The 23,976-nt window shown below is 68.7% G+C and carries 10 protein-coding genes; all 10 read left to right on the top strand.

Features of this window, described 5'->3' with window-relative positions:
* Window positions 1-53: 53 nt before the first annotated feature.
* On the top strand, window positions 54-2,516 hold the full coding sequence (locus ACTHN1_RS14575) for a GH92 family glycosyl hydrolase (RefSeq protein WP_440471653.1): 2,463 nt from the start codon (window positions 54-56) through the stop codon (window positions 2,514-2,516).
* A gap of 112 nt (window positions 2,517-2,628) precedes the next feature.
* A complete protein-coding gene (locus ACTHN1_RS14580) occupies window positions 2,629-3,708 on the top strand; it encodes a LacI family DNA-binding transcriptional regulator (RefSeq protein ID WP_440471654.1) in 1,080 nt (359 codons plus the stop codon).
* A gap of 50 nt (window positions 3,709-3,758) precedes the next feature.
* On the top strand, window positions 3,759-5,066 hold the full coding sequence (gene fucP / locus ACTHN1_RS14585; RefSeq protein WP_440471655.1) for an L-fucose:H+ symporter permease: 1,308 nt from the start codon (window positions 3,759-3,761) through the stop codon (window positions 5,064-5,066).
* 7 nt (window positions 5,067-5,073) lie between these two features.
* Entirely contained in the window at window positions 5,074-6,075 is a 1,002-nt protein-coding gene (locus tag ACTHN1_RS14590) for a carbohydrate kinase family protein (RefSeq protein WP_440471656.1), read from the top strand.
* A complete protein-coding gene (locus tag ACTHN1_RS14595) occupies window positions 6,062-7,261 on the top strand; it encodes an AGE family epimerase/isomerase (RefSeq protein ID WP_440471657.1) in 1,200 nt (399 codons plus the stop codon). The genes ACTHN1_RS14590 and ACTHN1_RS14595 overlap by 14 nt, the downstream gene beginning before the upstream one ends.
* Window positions 7,262-7,331: 70 nt before the next feature.
* Window positions 7,332-9,581, top strand: a complete 2,250-nt coding sequence (locus ACTHN1_RS14600) for a family 20 glycosylhydrolase (RefSeq protein ID WP_440471658.1) — start codon at window positions 7,332-7,334, stop codon at window positions 9,579-9,581.
* A gap of 80 nt (window positions 9,582-9,661) precedes the next feature.
* Window positions 9,662-12,334 (top strand): beta-mannosidase, encoded by a 2,673-nt coding sequence (locus ACTHN1_RS14605; RefSeq protein ID WP_440471659.1) that lies wholly within the window; start codon window positions 9,662-9,664, stop codon window positions 12,332-12,334.
* 25 nt (window positions 12,335-12,359) lie between these two features.
* The gene (locus ACTHN1_RS14610) at window positions 12,360-13,853 is read left to right on the top strand and encodes a glycoside hydrolase family 47 protein (RefSeq protein WP_440471660.1); all 1,494 of its coding nucleotides are present in this window, start codon (window positions 12,360-12,362) and stop codon (window positions 13,851-13,853) included.
* Between the two features lie 268 nt (window positions 13,854-14,121).
* Entirely contained in the window at window positions 14,122-14,817 is a 696-nt protein-coding gene (locus ACTHN1_RS14615) for a response regulator transcription factor (RefSeq protein WP_440471661.1), read from the top strand.
* 393 nt (window positions 14,818-15,210) lie between these two features.
* The gene (locus ACTHN1_RS14620) at window positions 15,211-23,949 is read left to right on the top strand and encodes an SdrD B-like domain-containing protein (RefSeq protein WP_440471662.1); all 8,739 of its coding nucleotides are present in this window, start codon (window positions 15,211-15,213) and stop codon (window positions 23,947-23,949) included.
* Window positions 23,950-23,976: the final 27 nt, after the last annotated feature.

Raw genomic sequence — 23,976 nt, forward strand, 5'->3', positions numbered from 1 at the left:
GAAGCTTCAACCCGCGGTCGCGACGACCGCACGCATACAGGTAATCAGACCGCATGACACCGACGTCCCGAGTACCGACTTCCCCGCGTTTCCGCACCGCAGCGCTGGCCTTCGCGGGCCTGCTGGCGCTGGCGGCTCCCCTGGTCCAGGCGGCGCCCGCCGTGGATCCGGTGCGCGAGGTGAACACCTTCATCGGCAGCAAGGACGACGGCAACACTTTCCCGGGCGCTTCGGCGCCGTTCGGCCTGATCCAGGTCAGCCCCATCGGCGAGCATTACTCGGGCTGGCGTTACGACGATCCCAAGATCCGCGGCTTCGGCCACTCGTTCCTGTCCGGCGCCGGTTGCTGGGAGCAGGGCGGCCAGGTCTCGGTCCTGCCGGTCACCGGCACGATCGGGCCGGGTGGCGATTTCGACACCCAGGATCCCAAGCGTTTCAACCACAAGACCTACGCCTCCCGCTACAGCCATGACGGTGAAGTGGGGCAGGCCGGTTACTACAAGGTGCGCCTGCTCGACTACGGCGGCATCGACGCGGAGGCGACCGCGCTGACCCGCGCGGCGGCCGAGCGCTACACCTTCTCCGCCAACGCCAGCGAAGGCCACGTGCTGGTCAACGTGGCCCAGGCCAACGAGCGCCATTCGGTGATCGGCAGCACCATCGACGTGGTCGGCGACCGCGTGGTGGAAGGCAAGCTGGTCACCCGCAGCTTCTGCGGCGGCCACCAGTACACCACCTGGTTCCGCATCGAGTTCGATCGTCCGTTCAAGGCGTTCGGCACCTGGGGCGAGGCCGGCGGCCTGCCGGGCGCGCGCCACAGCATGGAAGGCGAGGCCAAGCCCAACGGCGCCTGGCTGAGTTTCGACACGACGAAGGGCAAGGCGGTCACCGCGATCAGCGCGATCTCGCACGTCGACGCCGAGGGCGCGCGCAACAACCTGCGCAGCGACGGCATGCGTGGCGGCAAGCTGCTCGGCTTCGAGCAGATGCGCAAGCAGGCGCAGGACACCTGGCGCAAGGAACTGGCCAGCGTGCGCGTGCAGGGCGGCAACCAGGACGATCGCACGGTGTTCTACACCGCGCTGTACCACGCGCTGCTGCAGCCGCTGACCGGCAGCGACGCCGATGGCCGCTATCGCGGCTACGACGAGCAGATCCACCGCGCCGACGGCTGGACCTACTACGAGTACTTCTCGCTGTGGGACACCTACCGTTCGCAGAACCAGCTGCTGGCGATGCTGCGCCCGGAACGCGCGCGCGACATCGGCCGTTCGCTGCTGGCGATCCACGAACAGGGCGGCTGGCTGCCGCGCTGGGGCTACGCCAATTTCGAGACCAACGTGATGACCGGCGATCCGGTCACCCCGTTCATGGTCGACCTGTGGCGCTTCGGTGCGCTCAAGGGCGTGGAGAAGCAGGCCTACGCGGCGCTGCGCCAGAACGCGTTCGAGATGCCGCCGACCAATTCGCGACACGCCGGCCGTTCGGGCAACGCGAGCTATCTGGCCAACGGCTTCGTCCAGTACGACCGCGCCTGGCCGTCCAAGGGCATGGACGTGGATCCGCATCACGGCGGTTCGGCCACGCTGGAATACGCGCTGGCCGATTGTTCGCTGGCGCAGATGGCCGACGGCCTGGGACTGGGCCAGGACGTGGCGGTACTGCGCGAGCGCGGCCGCAACTGGCGCAAGGTGTGGGATGCCGGCGTGCGCGACGAGGAGGCGGGCTTTGAAGGCTTCCCGCGCCCGCGCATGGAGGACGGCAGCTGGTACGTGCCGGCCGATGGCCACTACAGCCCGCGCTCGCACCATGGTTTCCACGAAGGCACCGCCTGGCAGTACCAGTGGCTGGCGCAGCAGGACGTGCCGGGCCTGGTCGAGGCGATGCATGGCGTCGAGCAGACCGGCAAGCGCCTGGACATGTTCTTCGCCTACGACGCGCTGGTGAAGGATCCGCTGCACGCGGCCCGCAAGGAGTGGGTGGTTGGCCCGTACAGCTACTACAACCAGTACCGCTACAACCCCAACAACGAACCCGACCTGCACACGCCGTGGATGTACACGCTGATCGGCCAGCCGTGGAAGACCACCACCGTGCTGCGCGCGGCCCAGCAGCTGTTCACCAACGCGCCCAACGGCGTCACCGGCAACGATGACCTCGGCACCATGTCGGCCTGGTACCTGTTCAGCGCGATGGGCCTGTATCCGGCCGTGCCCGGTACCGGCCAGTTCCTGCTGCACGCGCCGCGTTTCAGCCGGGTCGAGATGGATCTGGGGCAGGGCCGCACGCTGCGCATCGACGCGCCCGGCGCCGACGGCCGCACGCTGCAGTACGTGGATGGCGTGCGCGTGGACGGACAGGCGCATGCGCCGGTCTGGCTGGACTGGAATCGCCTGCAGCGGGGAGGCCGCATCGAGTACGCGCTGACGGAAACCGCGCCGACCACCGGCTGGGGCACCCGCGCGGGCGATCTGCCGGCATCGTTCTGCGCGGTGTCGTCGGCGGGAGGCCAGTGAGTTGCGCCATGTCCGCCTCCCCGGCGCTCTCTCCCACCGGTCCGGCGGCCGGCATGGCATTTTCCCCCGCGTGATCGTTTAGGCTTGCGGCTTCCCGGGACGTTACGAACAGATGAAAGACAAAGCCACCGCGACAGGGAAGGGCGCCCGTGCAGGGACCGGCCGCAAGACGACCGGCCGCCGGGCGGTCACGGTCACCGACATCGCCAATGCGATCGGGGTTTCGCGCGCGACGGTGTCGCTGGTCCTGCGCGGCAGTCCGCTGGTGCATGCCGATACCCGCGCGCGGGTCGAGGCCGAACTGCGGCGCCAGCGCTATGTCTACAACCGCGGCGCGGCCAATCTGCGCCGGCAGACCTCCTCCAGCGTCGCGCTGGTCATCAATGATCTGTCCAACCCGTTCTTCGCCGAATTCGCGGCCGGAGTGGACGAGGCGCTCGGCGCGCGCGGCTACGTGACACTGCTGGGCAGCACCGCCGAATCGCCCGAACGCCAGCAGGCCGTGCTGTCCACGCTGATGGAGCACATGCCCGCGGGCCTGATCCTGTCGCCGGCCGAAGGCAGCGACAGCGCGCAGCTGCGGCAAGTGCTCGGCGCGCACGGCAACGTGCTGCTGTTCAACCGCGAGCTGGACGGCGCGGACTGGGATTTCCTGGCCCTGGACAACCAGCGCGGCGCCTACATGGCGACCCGCCATCTGATCGAGCTCGGTCACAAGCGCATCGCGTTCTTTGGCGGCCACGCCGATTCGTCCTCGTGCCGTCAGCGTCGCGCGGGCTACGCGCAGGCACTGGAGGAAGCCGGCCTGGAGGTCGAAGACGACCGCATGATCGAATCGGCGCCCAATCGCCTGGAAGCGGCATCCCGCACCGGCGAGCTGTTCGCGCGCGAACCGGCCCCGACCGCAGCCGTCTGCTACAACGACACCGTCGCCCTGGGCCTGATGCTGGGCCTGGCCTCGCGCGGCATCCATCCGGGACGCGATTTCGCGATCACCGGTTTCGACGATATTTCCGAGGCCGCGGTGACCACGCCGCCGCTGACCACGCTGGCGGTGAATCCGCGCGAGCGCGGCCGGCAGGCCGCCGAACTGCTGCTGCGCCGTCTCGGCGAACCCGAAGCGCCGCCGCAGCGCACCACCGCGTCGGTGGAGCTGCGCATCCGCGAAAGCAGCGGGGCGCCGCGCCCGTGATTTCTTCCTGCTTCTTCTCCGCACCAACCGCACCCTGAGGCGAGCCCCGCATGGCCTTTGCTCCGACACCCCAGCCCCAGACCTCCGCCGGCGCCCCCGTGGTCAACACCCGCGTAGCCCTGGCCGTGGTCACCACGATCTTCTTCATGTGGGGCTTCCTGACCTGCCTCAACGACATCCTGATCCCGCACCTGAAGGCGGTGTTCGAGTTGAACTACGCGCGCGCGATGCTCGTGCAGTTCACCTTCTTCGGCGCGTACTTCCTGATGTCGCTGCCGGCGGGTCGACTGGTCGCGCACCTGGGTTACAAGAAGGGCATCGTGGCGGGCCTGGTGATCGCCGGGATCGGCGCGCTGGGCTTCTGGCCGGCGGCCGAACTGCGCATCTACGAGGCCTTCCTCGGCGCGCTGTTCGTGCTGGCCACGGGTATCACCGTGCTGCAGGTGGCGGCCAATCCCTACGTCGCGCTGCTGGGACCTGAGCAGACCAGCTCCAGCCGACTGACGCTGGCGCAGGCGCTGAATTCGTTGGGGACGGCCATCGCACCGATCTTCGGCGGCCTGCTCATCCTGGGCAACACGGTGAAGAGCGCCGATCAGATCGCGGCGCTGCCGGCGGCCGAGCAGTTGGCCTATCGTGCCCAGGAAGCGCAGGCGGTGCAGGGCCCGTACGTCGGCCTGGGCATCGCGCTGTTCCTGCTGGCGGTGTTCGTGTTCCTGTTCCGCCTGCCGGCGCTGACCGAGACCACCGAGCAGGCGGATCCGGTCAAGCACACGCTGGGCGAGGCACTGCGCCATCGCCATGTGCTGTTCGGCGTGCTTGGCATTTTCTTCTACGTGGGCGCCGAAGTTGCGATCGGCAGCTTCCTGGTCAATTACCTGTCGATGCCGAACATCGGCGGCTTCACCGAGCAGGAAGCCACGCACTATGTGTCGGCTTACTGGACGATGGCCATGATTGGCCGCTTCGCCGGCTCGGCCATCATGGTCAAGTTCTCGCCGCGCAAGCTGCTGGCGATCTTCGCGGCGGTGAACGTGGTGCTGCTGGCGATGACCATGCTGACGGAAGGCCAAGTCGCGGTGTATAGCGTGGTCGCCACGGGCCTGTTCAATTCGATCATGTTCCCGACCATCTTCGCGCTGGGCATCGAACGCCTGGGTCCGTTGACCGGCAAGGCGTCGAGCCTGCTGATCATGGCCATCGTCGGCGGCGCGATCATTCCGTACCTGCAGGGTGTGTTGGCGGACAGCATCGGTCTGCATCATGCCTTCATCCTGCCGCTGCTCTGCTACGGCTACATCATTTTCTATGGCCTCTCGGGTTCGCGCCCGAGCGCCTCGGCGGTCAAGGGAGCGTAAGGCCAAAATGTCGAAGATCGTCTGTTTCGGCGAGGTTTTGATCGATCTACTCGCGCAGCCGCCGGCCACGCCGGACACTCCGCGCGCGTTCCTGCAGTACGCCGGCGGCGCGCCGGCCAACGTGGCGGTGGCCGCGGCGCGGCTGGGCGCGGACACCCATTTCGCCGGCATGCTGGGTGAAGACATGTTCGGCGACTTCCTGCGCGAGAGCCTGGAATCGGCCGGCGTGGCCACCGACTGCATCGTCCGCACCGGCGAAGCCAAGACCGCATTGGCCTTCGTCGCGCTCGACGCGACCGGCGAGCGCAGCTTCAGTTTCTACCGTCCGCCGGCGGCGGATCTGCTGTTCCGCACCGAGCACTTCCAGCCGAACTGCTTCCACGGCACCGGCAGTTTCCACGTCTGTTCCAACAGCCTGACCGAACCGACCATCGCCGAGACCACCTTCAACGGCATGTTGCGCGCACGCGCCGCCGGCGCGGTGGTCAGCCTGGATCTGAACCTGCGTCCCGCGCTGTGGCCGGCCAACGTGGACCCGGCACCGCGCCTGTGGGAGGCGCTGGTCAATGCCGATCTGGTGAAGCTGTCGCAGGAGGAACTCGACTATCTGGCGCGGCCGTTCGGTGGCGGCGCCGAAGGCGAGGCCCGGGTGCGCGAGCGCCTGTTCGAAGGCCAGGCGCAGTTGCTGATCGTCACCGACGGCGCCGCGCCGATCCGCTGGTTCACCCGCGAGGCGTCCGGACAGGTGACCAGTTTCCGGGTGGAAACCCGCGACACCACCGCGGCGGGCGATGCCTTCGTCGGCGGCCTGCTGTTCCGGCTGGGCGAACGGGGCGGGGACGGCGCGGGGTTCGCCGCGTTCTGCCGTGATCGCGCCGCCATCGAGGACACCCTCCGCTTCGGCGCCGCGGTCGGCGCGCTGGCGGTGACCCGCAAGGGCGCCTTCGCCGCCATGCCGACCCTGGCCGAAGTCCAACAACTGCTGCAGGACCAACATGAGCACGCCTGACCCCGCACCGGATTTCCGTTCGCCCGCGTTCCTGCGCGAACACATCGCGCAGACCATGGCCTTCTACCATCCGCGCGCCATCGATCCCGCCGGCGGCTTCTTCCACTACTTCCGCGACGACGGCAGCGTCTATGACGCCGGCCATCGCCACCTGGTCAGCAGCACCCGCTTCGTCTTCAATTACGCGATGGCGTTCCGCGAGTTCGGCAACCCGGAGTACCTGGACGCGGTGAAGCACGGCCTGCGCTATCTGCGCGAGGTGCACCGCAACCCGGCTACCGGCGGCTATGCGTGGACGCTGCGCGACGGCGTGGTCGAAGACGACATGAACCACTGCTACGGCGTGGCGTTCGTGCTGCTGGCGTACTCCTGCGGTGTCAAAGCGGGTGTCGAGGAAGCTCGCGGCTGGATGGACGAAACCTGGAACCTGCTGGAACAGCGCTTCTGGGAACCGGAGTTCGGACTGTACAAGGACGAGGCCGACGCGCGGTGGAACTTCACCGGTTACCGCGGCCAGAACGCCAACATGCATATGTGCGAGGCGATGCTGGCGGCATTCGAGGCGACCGGCGAGCGTCGCTACGTCGAGCGCGCCCTGCAACTGGCCGACAACATGACCCGCCGCCAGGCCGCCAAGGCCGACGGGCTGGTGTGGGAACACTACGACACCCGGTGGAACATCGACTGGGACTACAACCGCGACAATCCCAAGCACCTGTTCCGCCCCTGGGGTTTCCAGCCGGGCCACCAGACCGAGTGGGCCAAGCTGCTGATGATCCTGGATCGGCATGTCGAGGCCGACTGGCTGGTGCCGACCGCGCGCCATCTGTTCGATGTCGCGGCGGCGCGTTCCTGGGACCAGACGCGCGGCGGCCTGTACTACGGTTTCGCGCCGGACGGGACGGTGTGCGACGACGACAAGTATTTCTGGGTGCAGGCCGAGTCGCTGGCCGCCGCGGCATTGCTGGCGCAGCGCACCGGCGACGCGTCCTACTGGCAGTGGTACGACCGCCTGTGGGATTACTCGTGGAAGCATTTCGTCGATCATCGCTACGGCGCGTGGTATCGCATCTTGGATGCGGACAACCGCAAGTACAGCGACGAGAAGAGTCCGGCCGGCAAGACGGATTACCACACCATGGGTGCCTGTCATGAGGTACTGAACGTGGTGCGCCCGCGCGGCTGAGCCGGGGCGCCACACACCGAGCGAGGAGGGAAGGGCTTTGCACGGAATACACGCGTCAAGATTTGGATCGATGCAAGGTGGGTGGGCGGCGGGCCTGTTGCTGCTGGCATCGGGATTCGCGAACGCGCAGGCGTCGGCACCTTCGCTGGTGCCGCTGCCGGCATCGGTCAAACCGGAAGCCGGCACCTTCGTGCTGTCGCCCGCCACCCGGTTGTGCGCGGACGGCAAGGCCTCCCAGGCCAACGCCGATCGGTTCAACGCGTGGTTGCGCGAGCAACAGGGCTGGACGCTGCGGGCCTGCGATGGCGCCGCGGCAAGCGCGGCCGACGTGGTGCGGCTGGCGCCCGCGGGCAAGGGCGCCGCGACGGAGGCCTACACGCTGCATGTGCAGCCGAAGGGCGTGACCCTGCGCGGCGATGCCGCCGGCCAGTTCTACGGCATGCAGACGCTGATGCAACTGCTGCCCATCGAGCGCGCGCAGCGGCTTGAACTGCAAGCGCAACACATCGAGGACGCACCGCGCTTCGCCTATCGCGGCATGCACCTGGACGTGGCCCGCCACCAGTTCCCGGTCGCCCTGATCAAGCAGATGCTGGATCGGATGGCGCACTACAAGCTCAACCGCTTCCACTGGCATCTCACCGACGACCAGGGCTGGCGCATCGAGATCAAGCGTTACCCGCGCCTGACCGAAGTCGGCGGGCAGCGCAGGGAAACCGACGGCGACGGCAAGCCCTACGGCGGCTTCTACACCCAGGACGAGGTGCGCGAGGTGGTCGCCTACGCGGCGAAGCTGCACATCACGGTGATTCCGGAGATCGAGATGCCCGGCCACGCGCTGGCGGCGCTCGCCGCATATCCGGAGCTGGGCTGCACGCCCGGTCCGTTCGAGACCGGAACCACCTGGGGCGTGTTCGACGACATCTTCTGCCCGACCGAGCCGACCTTCACGTTCCTGGAGAACGTGCTGGATGAAGTCATCCCATTGTTTCCCGCGCCGTATGTCCACATCGGCGGCGACGAGGCGCCGAAGACGCGCTGGCAGCAGAGCGCGGCGGCGCAGGAGGTCATCCGTCGCGAAGGCCTGAAGGACGAACACGAACTGCAGAGCTGGTTCATCCGCCGGATGGAGCGCTTCCTGCACTCGCGCGGCAAGCGCCTGATCGGCTGGGACGAAATCCTCGAAGGCGGGCTGGCGCCCGACGCCACCGTGATGTCGTGGCGTGGCGAGGCCGGGGGCATCGCCGCCGCGCGCCACGGCAACGACGTGATCATGACCCCGACCCGCTGCTGCTACTTCGACTACGGCCAGGGACCGAAGGACGGCGAGCTGTGGCAGAAGGGCGGCGAACTGCCCATCGAAACGGTCTACGCCTACGATCCGGTGCCGGCCGAACTGGAAGCCGGCAAGCGCCACCACATCCTCGGCGTGCAGGCCAACGTCTGGACCGAGCGCATTCCGCGCGAGGAAGTGCTCGAGTACATGGTGTTTCCGCGCCTGCTGGCGCTGGCCGAGGTCGCGTGGACGCCGCAGGCGCTGCGCGAGTTCGAGGCGTTCGACCGGCGCCTGTCCGGCCAGTATCCGCGCCTGGCCAAAGCCGGCGTCGATTTCCGCATCCCGGCGCCGTGGGGCCTGCGCGACGACATGGCGGTGGAGCAGGACCGCTACACCCTGGATCTGCGCCCGCGCGTGCCCGACAGCCGCATCCACTACACGCTGGACGGCAGCGTTCCGACCACCGCCTCGCCGCTGGCGGGCGGACCGGTCAGCGTCACCGTGCCGGCCGATGGCGCGGTCACGGTGCGTACGCTGACGATCACCGCCGACGGACGCGAGAGCGGCATCCACCGGGCGACGCTGCGCAACCGCCGCTACCAGCCCGCGCAGCCCGAGCCGGCCAACGCCCGCGAGAGCGGAGTTGCGTATCGCTACTACGAAGGCACCTTCGATCGCTTCGCTGAAATGGAAGCCACGGCGCCGGTCCGCAGCGGCAGCGCGAAGTCCTTCGATTGGCGCGGCTATGGCCGTCACGAACATTTCGGCCTGCGGTTCGAAGGCTGGCTGCACGTGCCCGAGGACGGTCTGTACCGTTTCCGCGCGCAGGCCGACGATGCCTCGGCGCTGTACATCGACGACGAGGCCATCGTGCGCAACGAAACCTACGACCAGCCGGTGGAAGGCAGCGCGCCGCTGCGCGCGGGCTGGCATCGGCTGCGACTGGACTTCTACCAGCGCTCGGGCGATATCGGCCTCGGCCTGAGCTGGGCGAAGGGCGATGCGCCGCTGCAACCGCTGGACGCGACGCAACTGCGGCATTGACGCGGGAATCGCGCAGGATCTGGCCACGCACGTCCCGCCGCATGCCGGAACGGCGCGTGCCGACGAGGAGGAATGAACCCATGAGCACCCATATTGTTGCCGCCGCCGTTCCCGCCTGGCTGCGCGCCGCCGTCTGCGCCTGCTGGCTGTTGATGGCGGGCACGGCGATGGCGCAGCCCGCCGCGCAGTCGCAGGCGGTCGGCGCCGACTGGCGTTTCCGCCTGTTGCCCGGTGACGCCCAGGCCGCCGCGCACCCGCAGGCCGGCGAATGGGCGAAGGCCCGCGTGCCCGGCACCGTCCATACCGATCTGTTCGCCAACGGGCGGATTCCGGATCCCTATGTCGGCGCGCCGGAAGCCGGACTGCAATGGATCGGCCTGGCCGATTGGGAGTACCTGGGTCGGTTCGACGTCGACGCGGCCACCCTGGCGCGGCCGCACGCGGAGCTGGTGTTCGAGGGCCTGGATACCTTCGCCGAGGTGGAACTCAACGGCCAGCCGCTGCTGAAGGCCGACAACAGCCATCGCACCTGGCGGGTACGCGTGGATGGACGGTTGAAAGCCAGCGGCAACGAACTGCGGGTGGTGTTCCGCTCGCCCATCCGCACGCTGCTGCCGAAGGTGCAGGCGATGCCGCACAAGATCGCCGGCAACTATCCCTCGCCCTATGGCGACGAGCCGAAGGACGCGATGGTCGGCAACTTCGTGCGCAAGCCCGGTTACCACTTCGGCTGGGACTGGGGTCCACGCTACGTGACCGCCGGCATCTGGCGGCCGATCCGGCTGGAAAGCTGGGACGCGCTGCGCATCACCGATCTGGCCGTGCGCACCGACGCGCTGGACGAAAACCAGGCGCGGCTGGCGGTGCTGGTGGAGGTGGACGCCGCGCGCGCCGCGCCGGCGGAGGTGGAAATCGAAGTGCTGGATCCGGAAGGCCGCCGGGTCGATGTACTGCGCCGCAAGGCCGCGCTCACCGCCGGCGTGCAGCCGGTCACGGTGGACGTGAGCCTGCCCAAGCCGCGCCGCTGGTGGCCGGTCGGCTACGGCGAACAGGCGCGCTACACCTTCCGCGCCACGGTCAAGGCCAAGGGCGGCCAGGCGCGCGGCGAGCGCCGCACCGGCCTGCGCACGGTCGAGCTGAAGCGTGATGTCGATGCGGACGGGCAGGGCCAGGGCTTCGCCTTCGTGATCAACGGCGTGCCGGTGTTCGGCAAGGGCGCGAACGTCATTCCGTTCGATGCGTTTCCGCCGCGCGCCGACGAGAAGCGCCTGCGCGTTGCGCTCACCGCCGCGCGCGACGCCAACATGAATATGCTGCGCAACTGGGGCGGCGGCTACTACGAGGACGATGTCTTTTTCGAGATCGCCGACGAGCTCGGCCTGCTGGTGTGGCAGGACTTCATGTTCGGCGGCGGCATGCAGCCCGGCTACGATCCGGCGTTCCGCGCCAACGTCGTGGCCGAGGCGCGCGACAACATCCGCCGGCTGCGCCATCACCCCAGCATCGTCCTGTGGTGCGGCAACAACGAGGAAGAGACCGCCTGGAAGGACTGGGGCCACCGCAAGCAGCTGGTCGCCGCGGATCCGGTGTTCGCCGACAAGGTCTGGCAGGGTTACGTGGCGCTGTTCGGCCAGGATCTGCGCCAGGTGGTGAGCGAACAGGGCCTGGGCGTGCCGTACTGGTCCAGTTCGCCCAGCAACGATCTGGACGAGAAGGCCAACGACTCGCGCAAGGGCGACAAGCACTACTGGGATGTCTGGGCCGGATCCAAACCGGTGCAGGCCTACCTGGACGAAACCCCGCGCTTCATGTCCGAGTTCGGCCTGCAGGCGTGGCCGGAGCCGCGCACCATCGCCAGCTTCGCCAAGCCGGAAGAGCAGGCGGTCGACAGCCCGGTGATCAAGGCGCACCAGAAATTTCTGGCGGGTGAGGGCAATACCCGCCTGTCGCTGTACGTCGAGCGCGAGTACGGCAAGCCGCGCGACTTCGCCGGCTTCGTCTATCTGAGCCGGGTGATGCAGGCCGACGGCATCGAACTGGCCGCGTTGCATCACCGCGCCTCGCGCCCGTACACGATGGGTTCGCTGTATTGGCAGCTCAACGACGTATGGCCGGGCGCGTCGTGGTCGAGCGTGGACTTTTACGGTCGCTGGAAGCCGCTGAACTTCCACGCGCGCCGGTTCTTCGCCCCGCTGGCGGTGGCGGCGCTGCGCAAGGATGGCGTGACCCGCCTGTCGCTGCTGTCCGATCGGACCACGTCGACCGACGCCGAATGGCGCCTGCGGGTGATGGATTTCGACGGGCGTGTGCTGAAGGAACAACGCCGGCCCGCCGCCCTCGCGGCCCTGGCCGCGACGCCGGCCGGCGAGTTCACCGACGCCGACCTGCTGGGCGGCGCGGATCCCGCGCGCACCGTCGCGGTCTTCGACCTCGTCACCGGTGGCCAAGCCGTGTCACGCGGACTGGTCTACTTCACCGCGCCCAGGCAGCTGCGACTGCCGGCGCCGCGCATCCAGACCGACCTGGCGGCGAGCGGTGACGGCTATCGCCTGACCCTGCGTTCGCCGGTGTTCGTGCGCGCCCTGTGGCTGGACTTCGGCGATCTGGACGCGACGCTGTCCGACAACGCGCTGGATCTGCTGCCCGGCGAAGCGGTGACCCTGCAGGTGCGTTCCCGTGCCGACGCGGACGCGCTGCGCAAGGCCCTGACCCTGCAATCCCTGGCCGACGCGATGTCCGCGCCGGCGCCCTGATCGTTTTCCGCAAAGAGGAGTTCCCATGCACGACGACATGATTCCGACGAGTTCCCCGCGTCGCGCCCTGCGTGGCCAGCGCCTGGCCGGCGCGGTGGTGATGGCGTTGACCCTGGTGGCCGGCGCCGCCTGCAGCCAGAAGCCGGCAACCGAGGTCGCCACGGCCGCCAAGACCGGGACCCCCGCCACGACCCGGGCGGCCGCGCCGACGGCGGTCCCGGTGGTGGACGATGCCGAGGCCGCGCGCCTGGCCGAACAGGTCAAGGCGGAAACCCGGCACGCCTGGCAGGGCTACATGCAGTTCGCCAAGGGCCACGACGATCTGAAACCCATCAGCGGCCAGCCGCGCGACTGGTACGAGACGTCGCTGCTGATGTCGCCGGTGGACGCGCTGGATACCCTGATCCTGCTCGGCCTGGACAAGGAAGCGGCGGAAGCACGCGAACTGATCGCCAGCCGGCTCTCGTTCGATCACGACATGTACGTGCAGAACTTCGAGATCACCATCCGCCTGCTGGGCGGCCTGATCTCCGGTTACCAGCTCAGCGGCGACGAGCGCCTGCTCAAGCTGGCCGAGGATCTGGGCAAGCGCCTGCTGCCGGTGTTCGACAGCAAGACCGGCCTGCCGTACACCCACGTCAATCTGCGCACCGGCAAGGTCCGCGGCACCATCAGCAATCCGGCCGAGACCGGCACCCTGCTGATCGAGTTCGGCGCGCTGAGCAAGCTGACCGGCAATCCGGTCTATTACGACAAGGCCAAGCGGGCGCTGGTGGAGACCTTCAACCGCCGCTCCAGGATCGGCCTGGTCGGCCTCAACATCAACATCGAGACCGGCGAGTGGACCAACCCGACCAGCCATATCGCCGGCGGCATCGACTCGTACTACGAGTACCTGTTCAAGTGCTGGAAACTGTTCGGCGACGCCGACTGCAAGCGCATGTGGGACGAGAGCATCGGACCGGTCAACCAGTACCTGGCCGACGAGGTGCGCGAAGGCGAGCTGTGGTACGGCTACGCCGACATGAACACCGGCAAGCGCACCCAGACCACCTATGGCGCATTGGATGCGTTCATGCCCGGCCTGCTGGCGTTCGGCGGCGATCTGGAACGCGCCAAGCGCTTGCAGGAGTCGGGCCTGAAGATGTGGCGCCTGCATGGCATCGAACCGGAAGCCATCGACTACGCGAAGATGGAAGTGACCTCGCCGGGCTATCCGCTGCGTCCGGAGATCGTCGAGTCGGCCTACTACCTGCATCACTTCACCGGCGATGCGCGTTATCGCGGCATGGGCAAGGAGTTCTTCGAGGATTTCGTCAGCAACACCCGTACCGAACACGGCTTCGCCGCGCTGAAGGATGTGCGCAGCAAGGAGAAGAGCGATTCGATGGAGAGCTTCCTGTTCGCCGAAACCTTCAAGTACTACTACCTGCTGTTCGCGCCGAAGACCGCGCTGGACTTCGACGCGGTGGTGTTCAACACCGAGGCCCATCCGATCCGGAAGACCTGGAAGGATTGAGTCGCGGCGACATCGCGAGCCGCATGGAAAGCCCGTCCACAGGACGGGCTTTCTTCTTTCAGGGACCAGGGCGCCGGCCGGGGAGGGGACATGCACCGGGAGAGTTTAAGTGAGTCAATGTGAGCATTGATCACCAATGCAGCGGAGCCCGGTGTCGGGTCCGGCAACGGGTAACCGTTTCCACCATGAATCCGATATGCTGCGGGCGCAACACGGATTACACGACCAGGCATCCCACCCGCTTGAATCCATGCTCGACGCCCCTTTGATGTCCGCCCGCATCGCGGTGACGGAAGACGACGACGAACTCCGCGAACTGATCGTGACCGAACTGGCCGATCGCGGTTTCGAGACCGTGGGTTTCGCCAACGCCGAGGCGCTTTACCGCCATCTGGCGGTGCACCGCTGCGACATCGTGATCCTGGATGTGGTGTTGCCCGGCGAGGATGGTTATGCGGTGGCGCGCCACCTGCGGCAGATCGCTTCGGTCGGCATCCTGATGCTGACCGCGCGCGGCGGCGCCGACGACATGGCCCGCGGCCTGAGCACCGGCGCGGATCTCTATCTGGTCAAGCCACTGGACATGGACGTGCTCGCCGCTGGCATCGACAGCCTGTGGCGCCGAATGTCGATGACGCGCCGCGCGGTCGCCCCTTCGGAGCCGGTGCCGGCGTGGTCGCTGACCTCCGGCGGCTGGAAGCTGCGCACGCCCGACGGCGTGGAACTGGTGCTGGCCGAAGGGGAACGCGCGTTCCTGCAGCCACTGCTGGCCCAGCCCGGGCAGACCATCCAGCGCGACACGCTGATCCAGGCGCTCACCGACGATCCCGCCGCATTCGATCCGCATCGGCTGGAGGTGCTGCTGCATCGCCTGCGCACGCGGGTGAAGAAACAGACCGGTCGCGAACTGCCGATGCGGGCCGTTCGCGGCAATGGTTACCTGTGGCTCGGGGAGAACGGCTGACGGGTTCCGCGCACTGGGCGAGAGGCTTCGAGAGTCAGCGAAAGTGTGCGTGATGTTGTGTTATTGAGGTGATACTAGTCACAAACTAGACTGCGCGCGCCTGTCGGCGTGCACATGCTTTTCACACGCGCCGTCCGGCACCACCGGCCATCGGTGGGCCAACACCATCCGAATCAAGTCGTCCGTTGCGGCCGTCCCGGCGCGATGCGGCGGCATCCGTTCGCGATGGCGGAACCGCCGCCCCCACGCGGCGAAACGGAACAGGGGAAACGCGTGTACAAGCAGGACGAGAAGGCGAACGCCGGCGGCGTGTCGCTGGCGGCTGGGTTTTGTGCGGAGCATCGGAACCGGAAATCAGCGGGCCGTGCGACATGTGTTTCCCGTTGGGGCGCGTTGCTGACGACGCTGCTGTTCGCACCGCTGGCGCAGGCCGCGGTGGTCGCCACTTCGGTCGAGTCGCCGCCGGATATCGGCCTGGGCATGACCGCCGATATCGACGTTCACTGGTCGCGCACGTCGAACACGACCGGCGACACCATCAGCATCCTGATTCCCAGCCAGCTCGCGGTGGAACCGGCCAGCCTGCCGGCCGGCTGCACCTACACCGCCCCCAACCTGGTGTGCGCGGTGCCGAACGGCACCACGGGCGCCAGCGGCACGATCACCTTCCAGGTACGCGGACAGGCCGTCGGCGGCTTCAACCTGACCGCCACCGGTACCGCGCCGCCGCCGGCGACGGTGTCGGCGGAAGTGCGCAACAGCGGCGATCTGCGGGTGGGCAAGACCCGCACCACGCCCGCGGCCGGTCCGGTGGTATCGGGCAGCCAGGTGCAGTTCCAGCTCACTCCCGGCATCAGCAGCGGCACCGATGTGCCCGCGGGCGCGTCGATCATCGTCACCGACAACCTGCCGGGCACCAGCACCGACTTCAATCTCACCAACCGGACCTTCTCCGGTCCGCTGACGCCCACCTGCAACTCGGTCGCCAACGCCAACAGCACGCGCCGGCTGACCTGCACCTACAGCGGTCCCTTCACGATCGCCGCCCTGGGAGCCAGCACGATCACCGTGATCGGCACCCAGGGCACCAACGGTTCGTTCACCAACGAAGCGTCGATCGCTTCGGCCAACGCCAGTTACCTGGACACCGACAGCGGCAACAACAGCGCCAACGTGCCCTATACCGCGGTGCCGGGCACCGACATCCAGGCGCAGGGCACCTTCCCGGCGAGCTACCAGGCGACCGGCGCGACCCAGAACCTGGTGATCCGTTTCCGCAACAACGGACCGCAGTCCTCGACCGGCGGTACCGTGAGCACGATCATTCCGGCCGAATTCGTCATCGGCACCTTGCCGGCCGGCTGCACCGCGCAGGCCGGCCAGTCGCTGACGGTGGGCGGCAACACCTACACCGGCACCCGGGTGACCTGCACCACCGGCACGGTGGCGGTGAACGGCTCGCAGCCGTTCACGCTGCCGTTGACCATGCCGACCAGCGCCACCGACGGCCAGTTCCCGGTCGTGGTCGATCCGCCCGCCGGCATGGGCGACGCCAATCTCGGCAACAACAGCGTGCTGCTGCCGTTCCAGGTCGCCGAGCCCTTCGCCGATCTGCGCGCCACCAAGGCGAAGAATCCCGGCAGCGGTCCGATCGCGCCGGGCGACACCATCACCACGACGGTGACGGTGACCAACGACAGTGGCAGCACGCACGATGCCACCTACACGGTCGCCAGCCCGCTGCGCGTGGTCGACTACGCGCGACCGGAGGAAGTGGCGGGCGGGCTGGTCACGGCGCTCACCGCGGGCTGGACATGCTCGGCGACAACGGGTGTCACGCCGCCGGCATTCGTCGGCGACAGCAACCGCACGACCCGGATCGAATGCCAGACCACGGCGGATGGCGTACTGGCGCGCAGCGACAGCACGCAGGTGCGGTTCCGCACCACCGTGGGCGCGCTGGGCAGCACGCCCATCGAGCTGAGCAACCGCGCCTGCACCGGCACGCGCGCATTGGATGCGCTGGGCCTGGGCGCCAGCGCCGGCCCGAGTCCCGCCGATGGCGGACGCACCGGCAATGATTGCGCGGACGCCGGCAACGGCTTGAACGCCACACCGATCATCAGCGGCAGCGCCGTGGTCAACGTGGTCAAGGAATCCTCGGTCAACGGCTCGGCCTGGTTCGACGCAGTCGGCGACGGTCCCACCCTGGCGGGCGACGCCGACACCCTGTACTGGCGCATCACCATCACCACCCCGACCACCGCAGTGAACCCGTCGCAGCAGACGATTCCGACCCTGCGACTGGTCGACAACCTGCCCGGCATCATCAACTTCAACAGTCCCGGCGCGCCGGCCCCGGCGCATCGCACGCCGGCGGTGTCGATCACGACCAGCGTCACGGGCGGCGCGACCGGCAGTTGCCCGGCCACGCTCGCCGCGGGCAATCCCAACCTGGCCTGCACGTTCAGCAACGTGCCGGCGGGCGAGACCATCGTCGTGAGGTTGGCGGTGATGCGCCCGGTGGGCAGCGGCAACCAGGACAACACCGCGACGCTGACCTCGCCCAACGCCATCCTCAGCGGCACCCTGCAGGACGACGCCCGCGTCGTGGTGACGCCGCGCATGGACGTCGCGCTGACCACCAAGGTCGCGAATCCGACGACGCCGGCGGTGGGGCAGGTGATGAGTTTCACCCTCACCGCGCAGAACCTGGGACCGGATCCGATCCCGGTCGGCGGGCTCACCGTCACCGACAACCTGTCCACCGGCACGCCGACCCTGACCGATCCGGCCTACGAGATCGTCGAGGTGACGACGGCGAACGCCGCGATGAACTGCTCGGCCAGCAACTACGCGACCGGCGCGATCTCCTGTACGAACGACGGCGTCGTGGCGCGGTACGAAACCCACACGATCACCATCCGCGCGCGCATCAAGAAGCCCGGCAACCTGTCCGGCGCCTCCGGCAGCGTGCTGTATTCGAACGCCACCAACACGGCCAGCGTGGCGCTCAATCCGGCCTACTGCGAGTACCGCACCGAGACCTCGACCACGCCGGTGCAGCTGTCCGGCGCCTGCAACGACGCCGCCGCGCGCTCCAACAACAGCAAGACGGCCACCTTCGACGTGACCGTGCCGGCCATCGATCTGCAGCAGGGCAAGGTGGCGGTGTATCCGGCCGGGCAGACCCGCTTCACCTTGGACGACCCGCTGCGCTACCGCTTCAGCATCCGCAACGCCGGTCCCTCGCGCGCCGAGGAAGTGGAGATGACCGACATCCTGACGGTGCCGGCGGGCTTCACCCTCCAGCAGAGCGGCAACGCGGCCAACGTCAATGCCGCGCCGGCCAGCGCCGGCTACTCGCTGGTCAACAAGCCGGTGCAGTGCAGCCAGTCCGCGGCCAACGCCAACGTCGTCTGCCGGCTGGGCGCGACCCCGGCCGACAGCTTCCTGGACGCGGGCCAGGAAGTGAACTTCGAAGTGGTCATGACCTTGAACGGCACCGCCACCGGTCCGGTGGTGTTCGGCAACCGCGCCTACGTGTGCGCCGACGAGACCAACACCTACGAAAGTTCCGGTCGCTGCACCGACGACGTCACCCAGGCCGGCAACAACATCGCCTCGGTCAACAGCACGATCTTCCCGGCCGCGGATCTGGAACTGGTCAGCAAGACCACGGTGACGCCGTCGCCGGTGGACGTCGCCCAGCCGATCGAATACAGCATCGTCCTGCGCAACAACGGCGCGGCCACGGTCGAGAAGATGCGCCTGGTCGACATGTTGCCCAGCGGCTTCGAGTGGCTGTCCGGCGGCGCGCAGGCGCCCGTCGCGGTTGCCAATGGCGCGGCGACGCTGTCTAGTCCGCTGGCGGTCTCCGCCTCGGTGCCGGCGGCGGGCAGCGACAACGTCTGCTTCATCTCCAACGGGGTGACCAGCGTCACCGCACCCGCGCAGCGCCAGCAGATCACCTGCGACTTCGGCGGCCAGTTCCCGGGCGGCGCGGGCAATACGGTCACGGTGCGCCTGTACGCGCGGGCCGTGCCGGGCGTCTATGACGGTTCCGCGGCGGCGCCCTTCGACACCAACCGCACCAACGAGGCGCAGGTCCAGCCGGGCAAGGACGCGGACGGCGGCGACGTGTCGATCGACGGCAATCCGGCCAACAACAACGGCAGTTCGGAAGTGCAGGTGCGCAACGCGCGCATCGGTGGCCGCGTGTTCCTGGATCGCAACGACAACGGCGATCAGGACGGCACCGGCGCCGGCGCCGATCAAGGCATCACCGGCGTCACCCTGGTGCTGACCGGCACGGATCGCTATGGCAATCCGGTCAATCGCTCGGTCACCACGAATGCCGCCGGCGACTACCAGTTCACCGGTCTGGCCCCGGCCGACGCCGCGGGCTACACCATCACCCAGACCCAGCCGGCCGGTTACGACAACGGCCTGCCGCAGCCCAACCGACCCCGCCCGCAACGCAACGGCACCAGCACCGGGGTCGCTCCCGCCGGCGCCGACTACGCGACCAGCAACACCGCCGGCAACAGCGTGATCTCCGGCATCGTCCTGGACAGCGGCGGCAACGGCGTGGAGTTCGATTTCCCGGAGCCGCGCCTGTTCTCGCTGTCCGGTTTCGTCTACGTCGATCTCAACAACAACAACGTGCGCGACGCGGGCAGCGATGCGCCGATTCCGGGCGCCACGGTCCAGTTGCTGGTCTGGGACGCGGGGAGTTCGGCTTATGTGGTCGAGGCCACCACCACCACCGCGGCTGACGGCAGCTACCAGTTCACCGGCCTGAGCCCGGCGCGCCGGTACGCCGTGCGCGAACCGCTGCCGAACGGTTACCGCAACCAGCCGCTGGCGATCAATCCGGGCACCGTCGGCGGCGCGCCCTGCGCGGGTTGCGCGGGACGCACCGCCGCTTCCGGCGACGGCACCGACACCATCGAGGAGATTGTGCTGACCGGCAACGGCATCCAGTTCAACTTCGGTGAACTGGCCACCGCGGCGATCAGCGGCCGGGTGTACCTGGATCGCGACGACGACGGCACCCAGGACGGCGGCGAACCCGGCCTGCCGGGCGTGCAGATCGTCATCGAGGGCGCCGGCCCGGACGGCGTGTTCGGCAACGGCGACGATACCCGCGAGACCCTGACCACCGACGCCAACGGCGGCTATCTGTATCCGGACGCCATCGCCGGACAGAACTACCGCGTCACCGAGCAGCAGCCCGGCGGCCTGGCCAATGGCCAGGAAAACACCGGCAACGTCATCAACATCACCCAGTTGCCGCCGACCGGCTCCAGCAACAACAACTTCGGCGAACTGGCCGCCACCATCAGCGGCAGCGTCTGGCTGGACGCCGACAACGACGGCGTGCGCGATGCGGGTGAACCGGGCATCGCCGGCGTCGTGGTCACGCTGCCGGCCGGCACCCTGGACGTGCTGGGCAACCCGGTGACCCAGGCGATCACCGACGCCAACGGCGACTATCGCTTCATCGATCTGCCGGCGGGGACCTACACCGTCACCGAACAGCTGGCGCAGCCGGTGGTCGGCGGCGTCACCACCCTCAACGGCACCACCTTGGCCGGCAACGTCGGCGGCGTCGCCACCGGTACCGCGACCACGACCGGCACCGTGCCCAGCGCGGTGAACAATCTGGTGCTGCCCGCCGGTGGCCATTCGCAGCGCAACGACTTCGGCGAGATCCTCGGCGTGGCGGTGTCCGGCCGGGTGTTCTTCGACGGCAACAACGACGGCGTGCAGTCCGGCGCCGGCGAGACCGGCATCGACGGGGTGACGATCCAGCTGACCGGCACCGACGACACCGGCGCGACGGTCAACCTGACCACCACCACCGACGCCAACGGCGATTTCCGTTTCGACGGCCTGCGCCCGGGCACCTATACGGTGACCGAGCCGCAGCAGCCGGCCGGCACCAGCAACGGCCAGACCACCGCGGGCAACGTGGGTGGCACGCCGTCCGGCACCGCGACGCCGATCACCACCACGCCCAGCGCCGTCGGCACCATCGATCTGACCACTCCGGGCGCCAGTTCGGTCGACAACCTGTTCGCCGAGATTCCGCTCAACAGCAGCCTGCGCGGGCGGGTCTGGCGCGACAACGACAACGACGGCGTCATCGACCCGACGGAGCAGGGCATCGGCGGCGTGACCATCCGCCTGCAGGGCACCGATCTGGCCGGCAACAGCGTGACCCGCGAGGTCACCACGCAACCGGACGGCAGCTACGCGTTCACCGAACTGCCGCCGGGCACCTACACCGTCACCGAACCGGAGCAGCCGCAGGGCACGCTCAACGGCATCACCGTGGCCGGTACCGGCGGTGGCAACGCCACCGCGCCGACCACCGCGCCGTCGGTCATCAGCGGCATCACCGTGGGCGTGGCCCAGGACGTGTCCGGCAACGACTTCGGCGAGATTCCGGCCGGTTCGATCGCCGGTCGCGTCTACAACGACGCCGACAACGACGGCGTGATCGATGCCAATGAACCGGGCATCGCCAATGTCGACGTGGTGCTGACCGGCACCAACGATCTGGGCGAGACGGTCCAGCGCACGGTCACCACCGACGCCGAGGGACGCTACCGCTTCGACGATCTGCGCCCGGGCACCTACACGGTGACCGAGCCCGTCCAGCCGCCGCATACCCTCAACGGCATCACCAGCGCCGGCAACATCGACGGCAGCCGCGTCGGCACCGCCACGCCGGTGGAGACCGTGCCGTCGGCGGTCAGCGGCATCGTGCTGCCGACCGGCGGCGAGTCGGTGGAAAACAACTTCGGCGAGATCGGCGATTCGCCGGACCTGGTGGTCAGCAAGACCGCCACCCCGGCGACCTTCACCGTCAACAACATCGGCACCTACGTGCTGCGCGTGCGCAACATCGGCCAGCAGCCCAGCAGCGGCGACTACGTGGTCCAGGATCGCCTGCCGGCGGGCCTGACCCTGGCGGAAACGCCGACCGGCAACGGCTGGGTCTGCACCGGCGCGGCCGGCGACAGTCGCTTCCGCTGCGTGGCCAGCACGATCATCGTGCCAGGCGCGACCCTGACCGACGCCATCACCGCGCGCGTGCGGGTGGCGGCGACGGCCGCCAACGCATCGCCGGTGGACAACGCGGTGATGGTCGAGGGCGGCGGCGAGAACGAATACCGCGCGCCGACTCCGCAGGAGCGCAACGCGTTCGAAGGCAATCCGGGCGACCTGCCGCTGTGCGATCCGGCGATCACCCAGAACGCCTGCCGCCTGCCGACCCCGGTGCAGTTGGCCGCGTCGGTATCCGGCACGGTGTGGTTCGACCAGGGCGCCGACTTCGGCCTGCTCGATGGCGGCGACCGTCGCCTGTCCGGCTGGATCGTCGAAGTGGTCGATGCCGACGGTCGCGTCGTCGCGACCACCAACACCGCGGCCGACGGCAGCTACTCGGTGCCGGATCTGGTGCCCGGCACGCCGCTGTCGATCCGCTTCCGGGATCCGTCCTCGGGCGTGATCTGGGGTTGGCCGGTGAGCGGCGAAACCGCGGGCGGTCCGCCGGCGGCGTGCGCCACCGATACCGCGATCGCCAACGGCACCGCCAGTTCCTGCCGTACCAGCAACGGTGGCACCACCCAGCTGTCGGTGGTGCTGGCGGCGGGCGCCAACCTGCCGCAGCAGAGCCTGCCGCTGAATCCGGGCGGCGTGGTCTATGACGCCGTCACCCGCAGTCCGGTGCCGGGTTCCCGCGTGACGCTGACGCCGGTGGGCGTGTGCGCCGGCTACTCGCCGGAAGCGCATCTGCTCAACGCCGCGGGCGGTGGCTACAGCGTGGACGGCAACCGCGTCTCGATGACGGTGGGTGCGGAAGGCTTCTACCAGTTCCTGTTCGCGCCCTCGGCGCCGGCGTCCTGCCGGTTCCAGATCTCGGTAACGCCGCCGGCCGGCTACACCTTCCAGTCCGGCATGATTCCGGCGGAAACCGCGCCGCTGACGCCGCCGTCCACGCCGGGTGTGGGCTATCCGGTGCAGCGCAACGCGACCGCGCCGACCGCGCCGGTGGGCAGCGGCACCACCTACTACCTGGAAGTCAATCTGGGTTCGGGCGTGGCCGCGCCGGTGCACAACCACATCCCGCTGGATCCGCAGGTCGCGCCGGGCCTGGTCATCACCAAGACCGGCGATCGCAAGACCGTGGAAGTGGGCGACAGCCTGGTCTACACGATCACCATCCGCCAGACCGCCGGCGCGGCGCTGGGCACGGTGAACGTGGTCGACCGCCTGCCGCACGGTTTCACCTTCATCGCCGGCACCGCCCGCGTCGATGGCCACGGCATCGCCGATCCGCTCGGCAAGCCCGGTCCCACCCTGGTGTTCGACGTCGGTTCGCTGGCGGTGGGCGCGCAGAAGGTGCTGAGCTACCGCGTCCGCGTGGGCGTGGGCAGCCAGCAGGGCGACGGCATCAACCGCGCGCGCGCCTGGGGCTGTTCCATCACCGGCGGCTGCGTGGATCCCAACACGCTGGCGCCGTACCCGGATGGCGGTACGGTGCCGTCGAACCCGGCCGAGTACCGCGTGATCGTCAGCGGCGGCGTATTCGCCGACGAGGGTTGCGTGCTCGGCAAGATCTTCGTGGACTGCAACGTCAACCACGTGCAGGACAAGGAAGAACTGGGCATCCCCGGCGTGCGCATGTACTTCGAGGACGGCACCTGGCTGATCAGCGATTCGGAAGGCAAGTACAGCTACTGCGGCCTGCCGCCGAAGAGCCACACGCTGAAGGTCGACGCGTCCACGCTGCCGGTCGGCTCGCGCCTGACCACCAGCAGCAACCGCAACCTGGGTGACGCCGACAGCCTGTTCATCGACCTCAAGAACGGCGAGCTGCATCGCGCCGACTTCATCGAGGGCAGCTGCTCCAACCCGGTGATCGAGCAGGTCAAGGCGCGGCGCACCCAGGGCGAGATCCGCGCGCCGGAAACCGAACCGGGCCAATCGCCGCTGCGCTTTGAAAGCAAGCCGCCGCGCAGCCCGCAGCAGGGCACCGACTCGGCGAACCAGCGCCCGATCGTGGACCCGAGGGCGACCGCCCCGAGTCCCGCCGCCGGCACGGAGGTGCAGCCATGAACCGCGCCCCGCGTCCCGTCCGCGCCC

It is taken from the genome of Pseudoxanthomonas sp., assembly GCF_051953815.1.
Taxonomy (GTDB): Bacteria; Pseudomonadota; Gammaproteobacteria; order Xanthomonadales; family Xanthomonadaceae; genus Pseudoxanthomonas_A.

Bases quoted from the DNA above. Each gene is read 5' to 3' on its own strand.
- ACTHN1_RS14610 (WP_440471660.1), top strand. From the start codon at position 12,360: ATGCACGACGACATGATTCCGACGAGTTCCCCGCGTCGCGCCCTGCGT.
- ACTHN1_RS14600 (WP_440471658.1), top strand. From the start codon at position 7,332: ATGCAAGGTGGGTGGGCGGCGGGCCTGTTGCTGCTGGCATCGGGATTC.
- ACTHN1_RS14605 (WP_440471659.1), top strand. From the start codon at position 9,662: ATGAGCACCCATATTGTTGCCGCCGCCGTTCCCGCCTGGCTGCGCGCC.
- ACTHN1_RS14580 (WP_440471654.1), top strand. From the start codon at position 2,629: ATGAAAGACAAAGCCACCGCGACAGGGAAGGGCGCCCGTGCAGGGACC.
- ACTHN1_RS14615 (WP_440471661.1), top strand. From the start codon at position 14,122: ATGTCCGCCCGCATCGCGGTGACGGAAGACGACGACGAACTCCGCGAA.
- ACTHN1_RS14575 (WP_440471653.1), top strand. From the start codon at position 54: ATGACACCGACGTCCCGAGTACCGACTTCCCCGCGTTTCCGCACCGCA.
- ACTHN1_RS14595 (WP_440471657.1), top strand. From the start codon at position 6,062: ATGAGCACGCCTGACCCCGCACCGGATTTCCGTTCGCCCGCGTTCCTG.
- ACTHN1_RS14590 (WP_440471656.1), top strand. From the start codon at position 5,074: ATGTCGAAGATCGTCTGTTTCGGCGAGGTTTTGATCGATCTACTCGCG.
- fucP (WP_440471655.1), top strand. From the start codon at position 3,759: ATGGCCTTTGCTCCGACACCCCAGCCCCAGACCTCCGCCGGCGCCCCC.